General features: G+C 72.9%; 8 protein-coding genes. 4 read left to right on the top strand and 4 right to left on the bottom strand.

Annotated features, from left to right (window positions below; genetic code table 11):
- Positions 1 to 38: 38 nt before the first annotated feature.
- Positions 39 to 1,460: an ABC transporter substrate-binding protein gene (locus ACI79K_RS16290; protein ID WP_456588244.1), complete on the bottom strand. Its 1,422-nt coding sequence runs from the start codon at positions 1,458 to 1,460 to the stop codon at positions 39 to 41.
- 380 nt (positions 1,461 to 1,840) lie between these two features.
- Here ACI79K_RS16290 and ACI79K_RS16285 point away from each other — a divergent pair, with 380 nt between their 5' ends.
- Together ACI79K_RS16285 and ACI79K_RS16280 are read left to right on the top strand one after the other, a co-directional pair.
- On the top strand, positions 1,841 to 2,602 hold the full coding sequence (locus ACI79K_RS16285) for an IclR family transcriptional regulator (RefSeq protein WP_456600211.1): 762 nt from the start codon (positions 1,841 to 1,843) through the stop codon (positions 2,600 to 2,602).
- Positions 2,603 to 2,783: 181 nt separating this feature from the next.
- Entirely contained in the window at positions 2,784 to 2,978 is a 195-nt protein-coding gene (locus ACI79K_RS16280) for a hypothetical protein (RefSeq protein WP_456600210.1), read from the top strand.
- Between the two features lie 137 nt (positions 2,979 to 3,115).
- On the opposite strand, the gene ACI79K_RS16275 is transcribed toward ACI79K_RS16280, so the two are convergent.
- Genes ACI79K_RS16275 through ACI79K_RS16265 form a run of 3 tightly spaced genes read right to left on the bottom strand, consistent with a single transcriptional unit; the run spans position 3,116 to position 5,434 of the window.
- Complete coding sequence (locus ACI79K_RS16275; protein WP_456600209.1) at positions 3,116 to 4,057, bottom strand: DMT family transporter; 942 nt, start codon at positions 4,055 to 4,057, stop codon at positions 3,116 to 3,118.
- 55 nt (positions 4,058 to 4,112) lie between these two features.
- On the bottom strand, positions 4,113 to 4,844 hold the full coding sequence (locus ACI79K_RS16270; protein WP_456600208.1) for a B3/B4 domain-containing protein: 732 nt from the start codon (positions 4,842 to 4,844) through the stop codon (positions 4,113 to 4,115).
- The gene (locus ACI79K_RS16265) at positions 4,841 to 5,434 is read right to left on the bottom strand and encodes a helix-turn-helix domain-containing protein (RefSeq protein WP_456600207.1); all 594 of its coding nucleotides are present in this window, start codon (positions 5,432 to 5,434) and stop codon (positions 4,841 to 4,843) included. Before ACI79K_RS16265 ends, ACI79K_RS16270 begins: the two co-directional genes overlap by 4 nt.
- An 86-nt stretch (positions 5,435 to 5,520) precedes the next feature.
- Between ACI79K_RS16265 and ACI79K_RS16260 the strand changes: the two genes are divergently transcribed.
- Together ACI79K_RS16260 and ACI79K_RS16255 are read left to right on the top strand one after the other, a co-directional pair.
- Entirely contained in the window at positions 5,521 to 6,711 is a 1,191-nt protein-coding gene (locus tag ACI79K_RS16260; RefSeq protein ID WP_456588250.1) for a trans-sulfuration enzyme family protein, read from the top strand.
- Complete coding sequence (locus tag ACI79K_RS16255; protein WP_456588251.1) at positions 6,708 to 7,580, top strand: MOSC domain-containing protein; 873 nt, start codon at positions 6,708 to 6,710, stop codon at positions 7,578 to 7,580. The genes ACI79K_RS16260 and ACI79K_RS16255 overlap by 4 nt, the downstream gene beginning before the upstream one ends.
- Positions 7,581 to 7,583: the final 3 nt, after the last annotated feature.

Below are 7,583 nucleotides of genomic sequence, written 5' to 3'. Positions count from 1 at the left end.
GGCGCGGTAGCCGCGGCTACCGCGCCGACCGGCGTGGGTCAGGCAGCCGGCTTGATGGCCGACAGCACGAGGTAGTTGTTCGTACCCGCGTAGGCCGGCTCGGCCACCGCATCGGCGTTGTAGCCGGTGTGGGTGAAGTCCTCGTACACCGGGATGAACCACCCGTTCTCGGTGATCGCCCGGTTGAGATCGGTCAGCGCCTCCTCCTGAGCGTCGCCTTCCGCGCCGAGCGCCGCGCCCAGCGCCTGCTCGATCTCCGGCTCCGAAGCACCCTGCATGTTCATGAAGCCGCCGTAGAGCGCACCCGCGACGAAGCCGGCGGGGTTGGCGCCGGGCGTGAACGGCCCGAAGATCACCGGGTCGGTCTGGACTGCGGCGAAGACCTGGTCGGTGGAGGTGGCGTTGATGAAGTTCATCGAGATGCCCTGCTCGGCGAGCATGCTCTGGATGGCCACCTGGTCCTCGGTGGGCTGACCCATGACGGTGACGTTGAACTCGAAGCCGTCCGGGTAGCCGGCCTCCGCCAGCAACTCCTGCGCCCGCTCGGGGGCGTAGCCGAACTCCTCGTCCAGCGTCGGGTCGAATCCCGGAGCTTCTGCCGGGAACAGCTGCACGGTCGGGCGAGCGCCCGGGTGCAGATCGTTCACCAGCTGCTCGCGGTCGATGGAGTGCAGGATGGCCAGCCGCGCGGCCTCGCTCGCGAACGCGGGGTTCAGGGCCCCGGTCTTGTCGATCACCGGGAAGCCGACGATCGTGCCACCCTGGCTGGCCAGGCTCTGCTGCGACTCCACCATGTCGATGGTGGTCGGCTTGAGGATGCCCGCGACATCGGCCTGGCCGGAGACGACGGCGTTGGCCAGGGCCTGCGGGTCCGTGATGATCCGGAAGTCGATGCTGTCGTACACCCACTCGTCGGCGTCCCAGGCGTCGTCCTTCTTCTCGAGCGCGTAGGCGCTCGCCCGGGTCGTCCCGTCCGCGTCGAGCGTGTAGGCGCCGGAACCGTCCGCCTGGGTCTCGAGAGAAGCGGGGTCGGCGATGCCGTCGGGCCCGATGATGATCCCCGCGGTGTCGACAAGGTGGTTCTCGGGTGTCGCCTGCGGCTGCGCCCAGGTGATGACGACGGTCTTCTCGTCCGGTGCGGTGACCTCGACGATGTCGGCCGCCTCGCCGTCCGCGAGCGCCCCGTACGCCTCGAGGTCGGGGTCGTCGCGCCGGTCGAGGTTCGCCTTGACGAGTTCGGCGGTCAGCTCGGAACCGTCGGCGAACGTGACGCCGTCCCGCAGGGTCAGCGTGGTCTGGGTGTCGTCCTCGTTGTTGGAGAACTCCTCGACCAGCTCCGGGAGGATCGTGCCGTCCGGCGCCGTCTCGAAGAGGGCGTCGTAGAGCGCACTGAAGAAGGTGAACTGCCCCTGCGAGTACAGCAGCGGGTCGTAGCCGGTCGGCGCCTGGTCCGCATCCATGGCGACCGTGAGGGTGTCGGTGCCGCTCTGACCGTCAGCGCCGCCTCCGCCGCCTGAGCCACCACCGCACGCGGCGAGCGAGACGGTCGCTGCGGCAGCGAAGGCCACGGTGCGGCTTCGTCGGGTGAATCGATTCATTCTGTGCTGACTCCTTTGCCGGACGAGAGAGGACGCATGGGCCGGTCCCGGCCCGGCCGGCTGGGCCCGGCTTGGCGGCAACGATGCGTGGGGACTCGGTGAGACGTCAGGCACAATGCCGCTCAATGGAAAAGCATCTGTGGCCTGCGCCTCATCAGTGAACAGAAGGTGACCGTCTCGTGACCGATCCGTCGCCCGAGCCGCCACGAGTACGGGGTCGACGCCCGCCGCAAGGAGAGCCGGTGATCGACCGCGCGCTCTCCCTGCTCGCGGCCTTCGACGCGGGCCACCGCTCGCTGACGCTCGGGGAGTTGAGCCGGCGCAGCGGCATCCCGACCAGCTCCACCCTCCGGCTGGCCGGGCGGCTCCTGACCTGGGGCGCGCTGGAGCGGGGTGACGACGGGCGCTTCACCATCGGCGTCCGGCTGTGGGAAGTTGCCTCGCTGGCCCCGCGGGCGCAAGGGCTCAAGCAGGTGGCCCTGCCCTTCATGGGTGACCTGGAGGAGGTCACCCGACAGCACGTGCTCCTCGCGGTGCGCGAGGGCGGCGACGCCCTGCTGGTCGAACGGCTCTCCGCCCACCAGGCCATCCCGGTCCTCTACCGGGTCGGCGGGCGGCTGCCGCTGCAGTCGACCGGGGTGGGGCTGGTCCTCCTCGCGTTTGCCGACCCGGGCTTCCAGGAAGCGCTGCTCGCCCAGCCGCTGATGCACCAGCCGGAGAACGTGGCTGTCTCCCCCGCTGCGCTGCGCCGAACCCTGGCCGAGGTGCGGCGGGACGGCCTGGCCACCCTTCGCCGGCGTGCCCCGCAAGCCCTGGTCAGCGTGGCCGCGCCGGTCTTCGACGCCGACGACCGCATCGCTGCGGCACTGTCGGTGGTGGTCCCGCAGGAGAACGCCGAGCCCCGCCTGCTCGGTCCCGCGGTGCACACCGCGGCCAGGTCGATCTCTCGCGGGCTCGGCGCCCGCCGGTCGATCGGGCATCCGGGAGCACCCCCGTCCGCCTGACCGCCGCTGGTGCACCAACGTCTCGGGCAGTACACCTAGCCTGCGGCGTCTGCGCCGTCGCAAACGCCGCGGGGGCGGAAGTAAGCGGCCGTGGAACCGCACAAACTGGGTTCGCACGATCGTTCACTGCCGGCGTCACCACCGGGGCTGCCCAGCGCTGTGCGTCCAGGTTGAGGCCGAGGTGCCCGGGCCGCTGCGCTGCTCACCCGGTGGCGGCGGTCTCGGTTTCGGCGGTGCCATCGGTGGCGGAACCGCGCCCGACTGCCCGTGCGGCGGCCGATTCGACATCGCCGACCTCGCCCGTCGGGTCGCCGACGCGCTGCGGCGCGGCCGCGGCGGGTGGTTCCGGCGGGGGGCGGTGGTGATCGAGGCCTGACCGACGACGGAGGGCCGGCCCGTCCCGTAGTGACGGCCGGCCCCCCGTGCCAGGCCTTCCGACACGCGCGCCGCGGACTACTCGGCCACCTCGGCGAGCTCAAGTGGTTCGACGCCCTCCGCCCTGTTCGTGGGCCGTCAGCTGCAAGCCGGTTCGACGTCATCTCGGTGCGGCGGCGATGCTCCACGGGTCCGGGGCTTGAGCTCGCTGACGAGTACGCCGGCGACGATGAGGGCGGCGCCGACGACGGCGAGGCCGGGCAGTCGGTCGCCGGCGAGGCGCCCGATGACGCCGCCCCACACCGGCTCGCCGGCGTAGATGACCGTGGCCCGGGTCGGTGACACCGACCGCTGGGCCCAGTTCATGGTGATCTGGATGAGGCAGCTGGCGGCGCCGAGACCGATTGCGGCGGCGAGCCAGAGCCAGGAGAAGGACGGAACGGCCTCGCCGACGACGGGCATCATCGCTACCGACAGGGCGCCGCCGACGAGCAGCTGTACGACGGTGATCCGGCCGAGGTCGACGGTGCCGGCGTACAGGCCGATGAGGACGATCTCCGCGGCGATGGCGACGGTGCTGACCAGCGTCAGGATCTCTCCGGTGCTCAGCGTCAGCCCCGCCGAACCGGGGTCGGCCAGCAGGACCAGTCCGGTGAAGGCGAGCGCCACCCCGGCCCAGGCGGCGGGCTTGGGTGCGCGGCGGAACACCGCCCACTGCAGCAGCGGCACGAGCGGGACGTAGAGCGCGGTGAGGAAGGCCGAGGTGCTGCTGGGGATGGTCTGCAGGCCGATCGTCTGCAGCGCGTAGCCGCCGAAGATCGTCACGCCGATCGCCGCGCCGGCACCCAGCTCCCGCCGGGTCAGCCCGGTCAGCGTCCGGCGGAAGATGATCAGGCTGATCGCGCCGGCGGCGAGGAAGCGTAGGCCGACGAACAGCAGCGGCCCGCCGTGCTGCATGGCGAGGTGGACGATGAGGAACGTCGCGCCCCACACGGCGGTGACGGCGATCAGCGCCATCTCCTGCCGGCTGAACCGGACACCCCAGCGGGGACGAGGCCTGGTGTCCAGCGTTGCGCTCACCCGTCGGCCGGCCGGGCGCGCGACGGGTCATCGTGGGCATCGTCCCGGGGGTGGATCAGCACGGTGCAACTCCGTCGGCGCGGGTGATCAGCCGGCGGTGGAAGGTGGCGTCCGGGCTGAGGGCGAGCAGGCTCTCGGTGAGCGCGTCGGCTGCGGCGTGTGCGTCGTCATCGGTGAGCGGGTCGAGCACGTCGAGGATGAAGACGGCACTGGTGGTGGCGGTGGTGATGCCGGTGCGGGTGCACTGCCGCCAGTTCCAGCGGCGGCAGGTGACGCCGGCGTCGTCGCGCCAGATGACCTCGCCGACCTCCGGGTGCTCGACGACCGCCTCGCCGCCGGCGATGGTGTCGAAGGCTTCGGTGCCGTCGGCGCGGACGAGTCGCGGCGGGCTGGCGTAGGCGGCACGGTCCTCCCCACCGAAGGGCAGCATGGAGGCGATGGAGACGGCGTTGTAGACGTCGGTGATCCGGTCGATGCGCGGCAGGCCGCCGGGGTCGAGCCGGCGCATCAGCGCCTCCACGCTGGGCCGGGTGCGCTGCGGCTTGGCGCCGAAGGCCCGGTAGGCATCCCGCCACGCGGCGAGGTGCGGCAGCTCCTCGGGCTTGCGCCCGTCGAGCCGCTCCCGCGCGGTCGCCTCGGCGGCAGCGAGGACCTGCTCGCTTCGTTCGTCGCTGGGGCCGCCCTGCAGGCCGTCGGCGGTCAGCAGCACCACCCGGTAGTCCGGCCGCAGCGCGAACACCGCGTCATCGACGGTGGCGGCGGCGAGCCACTGCTGGGGGTCGGTCACGAACGGCTCCCGGTGACGTGGGGCTGGAACACGGTGAGGGCGAAACGGGCGGGGCCGGCGGCGTCGGCGGGGGTGGCGTAGCCGTGGGCGACGTCGCCGGCGAAGGCCGCGGAGTCGCCCACGGTCAACCGCTCGGTGCGGTCGCCGACGCGCAGGTCGACAGCGCCCTCCAGGACGAGCAGCAGTTCCCGGGTGCCGGCGCTGTGCGCCTCGCTGGTGTTCGCATCGCCCGGCTGCAGCGTCCAGTCCCACAGCTCGACGACGTCGGGCGGCTGGGTGCCGGCGACCAGGACCGCCTGCCCGCCGTGGTCGCCGTGCCACAGCACCGGGGCCCGCCCGGCCGCGGTCACGGTGAGGGTGTGCGGGCGCTCGACGTCGACCAGGACGGGCAGCCCGACACCGAGGGCGTCGCTGATCCGCAGCAGGGTGGCGATGCTCGGGTTGCCTTCGCCGTGCTCGATGGTGATGACCATGCGGCGGCTGACCCCGGAGCGGTCGGCCAGCTCATCCAGGGTCCAGCCGCGGGCGGTCCGGTGCTGCCGAACCCGCTGTCCGATCACCTCGTTGACTGCGACCACTTCGGCCGTCATCTGTGCCGCCTCCTCTTGCGTCGTCCCCGCCGCACTCATCTACGCTGCCTCCAATAGTGCAACATAATGCATCAGGAGGTGCGGTGATGGCTGTGCAGGGGCGCCGGTCGAGCGACGCGGGGCTGCGGGTGGAGACCCGGCTGGCGGTCCTCGGCCGCGGGGGCTCCGAGCCCGGGCGGCCGTTGAACGTCCCGATCATCCCAGCGTCGAACTTCCGCGCCGCACCGGACGGGGGCGCCGGCCGGGAGTACTCCCGCGACGACGGCACCCCCGGCTGGGAGGCGCTCGAGGAGCTGGTCGGCGACCTCGAGGGTGGCCCGGCAATCGCCTTCTCCTCCGGGATGGCCGCGATCGCCGCGGTGCTCGAGTCGCTGCCGGTCGGCGCCCGGGTGGTCACGCCCCGGGACAGCTACACCGGACTGCGCGCCCTGCTCGCCGATGGTGCTGCGGCCGGCGGTCGCTGGCAGGTGCGCACCGTCGACATGACCGACGCCGAGGCGCTCGCCGCGGCGGTCGCCGACTCCGACCTGGTGTGGCTGGAGACGCCGAGCAATCCGCTGCTCGACGTCGTCGACATCGCCGAGGTCGCCACGGCCGCGCGAGCGGCCGGTGCCCTCGTCGCGGTGGACAACACCTTCGCCACCCCGCTGCTGCAGAACCCGCTGTCCCTCGGCGCGGACTTCGTGGTGCACAGCGCGACGAAGTCCATCGGCGGGCACTCCGACCTGCTGCTCGGCGTCGTGGTCTGCGGGCGCGAGGACGACCACGAGCGGGTGGCCCGCCGCCGCGAGGTCGCCGGGGCCACCCCCGGCGCACTCGAGGCCTACCTGGCACTGCGCGGCGCCCGCACCCTGGCCGTGCGGCTGCGCCAGGAGCAGGACTCCGCCGGCGAGCTCGCCCGCCGGCTTTCCGCGCATCCCGCGGTCGGCCGGGTGCGCTACCCGGGCCTACCCGGGGACCCGCATCATGATCGTGCCGCCCACCAGATGCGCGGCTTCGGCACCGTGCTCAGCTTCGAGCTGGCCGACGCCGGCGCCGCCGACGCCGTCTGCGCCGCGCTGCGGGTCATCTCGCACGCCACCAGCCTCGGCGGCGTGGAGTCCACCATCGAACGGCGCGCGAAGCTCCCCGGCCAGGAACACGTCCCGGCCGGCCTGCTGCGCCTGAGCGTCGGCTGCGAGCACGTCGAGGACCTGTGGGACGACCTCACCGCCGCCCTCGACGCCACCGCAGCCCCTGCCACCCGTCCGAACGCCGACGCCCGGAACCACCCGTGATCGACACCGAACTCCCCACCACCCCGTCGGTCAGCCTCCTGGCCCGCGGATTGGCCGCCTGCCTGGCCTCGGTCACCGAGGTGCCGGTGGCCGAAGTGCCGCTGCCCGCCGGCGACCTGCAGCAGGCTCTGGGTGCGTGGCGGTCCTGGCTGGCCGGACATGGCTCGGGTCTGGTGCCCATCGCCGATCCCGCCAGCTTCCAGTGGGCCGGGTGGTGGCTGCCGATCGTGCAGGCCGCCGACACGGAGGTCGCCACGGTGGCTTTCGGTACACCGCCGGGCATCGTGCTCAGCCCGCAGGACCCCGCGCTGCTGGGCCGGGCCACCGCTGACCTGCCCATCACCGCGGCCTACGCCGTCGCCTCCCTCGACCCGGTGCTCCGCACAGCGACGGCGACGCCCGGTCTGCACGGCACCGTCGAGGGCCTGGCGGTCGCACCCGCGGCCGAGGCGGAAATGCGCCTGCTCCAGGTCGCCTCCGCCCTGACCGGTCGTGGACTGGACGGTGACCGGTACGCCGCCGGCGCAGGCACCTTCAGCCCCCTCGCCGGCCACCGCCCCGGCTACGACCTGACCCTCATGGCCGCCGAGGTCCTCGACGAGCTCATCGCCGCTGGGCACGCCGTCGACTTCGCCGCCACGCGCCGCAACGTCCTCACCCGCGGCATCGACGTCAACGCCCTCGTCGGCTCCACCTTCCGCATCGGCCACGTGCTGTGCGCGGGCCGACGGCTGTGCGAGCCCTGTGTCCACCTGGACCGGCTCAGCGGGCCCGGCCTGCTCCGGCCACTCATCCACAAGGGCGGACTGCGGGTGGACGTCCTCACCGACGGCGAGATCCGCCTCGGAGCACCGATCCGGCCCGCCTGACCC

Source organism: Blastococcus sp. SYSU DS0616 (assembly GCF_054051015.1).
The sequence above is the reverse complement of the archived record's forward strand: the minus strand, read 5'-3'. Positions and strand labels throughout refer to the sequence as shown.